The 1,803-nt window shown below is 71.9% G+C and carries 2 protein-coding genes; one reads left to right on the top strand and one right to left on the bottom strand.

The annotated features are described in order from the left end of the window. A partial coding sequence (locus EHS43_RS43785; RefSeq protein ID WP_185806666.1) for a beta-galactosidase occupies positions 1-306 on the bottom strand: 306 nt, incomplete at its 3' end. Between the two features lie 198 nt (positions 307-504). On the opposite strand from EHS43_RS43785, the gene EHS43_RS43780 reads away from it, so the two are divergent. Continuing rightward, on the top strand, positions 505-1,536 hold the full coding sequence (locus tag EHS43_RS43780; RefSeq protein WP_125195967.1) for a LacI family DNA-binding transcriptional regulator: 1,032 nt from the start codon (positions 505-507) through the stop codon (positions 1,534-1,536). The last annotated feature ends 267 nt before the right edge of the window (positions 1,537-1,803 follow it).

Raw genomic sequence — 1,803 nt, 5'->3', positions numbered from 1 at the left:
CGTGGGCAGTGCGTCGGGGTGGGCACGGTAGAACCAGGCGGGCGGGACGACCGTGGGCGTGCCGAGGTCGACGCGGATGCCGTTCTCGTGCAGCAGGGCGAGGATCCGGTCCAGCCAGCCGAAGTCGTACGCACCCGGTTCGGGCTCCAGGAGCGCCCAGGAGAAGATCCCGACGCTGACCATGGTGACCCCGGCCTCGCGCATCAGCCGGACGTCCTCGTCCCAGACGCTCTCGGGCCACTGCTCCGGGTTGTAGTCCCCGCCGAAGGCGAGCCTGGTGAGGCCCCTGGGGGTGGTCTCCGGCATGGGTCTCTCCCGTTTCGAGTGGTTGGGAACGTGCACACACGGTTCCAGAAGTGTGCGGCCCAAGATAACCGCACAGAGGGGAGCCTTGCCAAGTGCCCTGCCTGACACTTTTCTGTGCACGATCCCAGCCCGCTCGCAACCCCTTGGCGCTGTGCCGCCGTGCGGGCGCCCCGTCCCGCCGCCCAGGGCCTTAGAGTCTTGACCATGAACAATGCGGGGGGCAGGCGCAAACCGCCGACGATCCACGACGTGGCCCGCGAGGCCGGGGTCTCGCGGGGCACGGTCTCGCGTGTGCTCAACGGCGGACACTACGTCAGCCCGCCCGCCCTGGAGGCGGTCAACGCCGCCATCCGCAAGACGGGGTACGTCGTCAACCGGCACGCCCGCTCCCTGATCACCGGCCGCTCCGACTCCGTCGGCTTCCTGCTCACGGAGCCCCAGGAGCGGTTCTTCGAGGACCCCAACTTCAACGTGCTGCTGCGCGGCTGCACCCAGGCGCTGGCCGCGCACGACATCCCGCTGCTGCTGATGCTGGCGGGGACCGACGACGAGCGGCGCCGGATCAAGCGGTTCATCACGGCGGGGCATCTCGACGGCGTCCTGCTGGTGACCAGCCACTCCGCCGACCCCGTGGCCGAGGAACTGCACAAGGCGGGCGTGCCCGTCGTCCAGTGCGGCAAGCCCATGAGGTCCGGTTCGAAGGTGAGCTACGTGGCCGCGGACGACCGCGACGGCGCCCGTGACATGGTGCGCCATCTGCTGTCGCTGGGCCGGCGCCGGATCGGCATCGTGACCGGCCCGCTGGACTCGCCCGGTGGTGTCGACCGGCTCGCCGGCTACAAGGAGGTCCTGACGGAGGCCGGTGTCGAGATCGACGAGCGGCTCGTCGTCTCCGGCGACTACAGCCGGGCCGCCGGAGAGGCGGGCACCCACCGGCTGCTGGCCCAGGCGCCGGACCTGGACGCCGTGTTCGTCGCCTCCGACCTCATGGCCCTCGGCGCCCTGACCGCGCTGCGCCGGGCCGGCCGACGGATCCCCGAGGACGTGGCGGTGGGCGGTTTCGACGACTCCATCGCGGCGACGGAGGCCACCCCGCCCCTCACCACGATCCGCCAGCCCTACGACCGCATCAGCGCCGAGATGGTCCGCCTCCTGCTGGCCCAGCTGGGCGGAGAGGCCCCGGCGGCGGTGATTCTGCCGACGGAACTGATCCGCCGCGAGTCGACCTGAGCGAGCCCTCGGGGGCCGGATCGGACGGGTTCGCGGTGTCGGGGGCGGCGGCACTGCCGGGTGGGCTGTGACGGGGCTGACCCCAAGTCGGGCCGGGCCTCGGTGGCCGGTTGCCCTCACGCACACCGGCAGGCCGATCCGGTCGGCGCTACGTCGGCACCGGCGCCGACGCCGACGTGGAACGGGTGCCGGTGCCCCACCCGAGCGGCGAAGGCGTAGAAATGCCGACCGGCGAAGACCTTTCGGCCGAGCCCACCTGACCCGGTC

It is taken from the genome of Streptomyces sp. RP5T, assembly GCF_003933965.1.
Taxonomy (GTDB): Bacteria; Actinomycetota; Actinomycetes; order Streptomycetales; family Streptomycetaceae; genus Streptomyces.
This window is presented reverse-complemented; position numbering and strand designations above follow the sequence as displayed.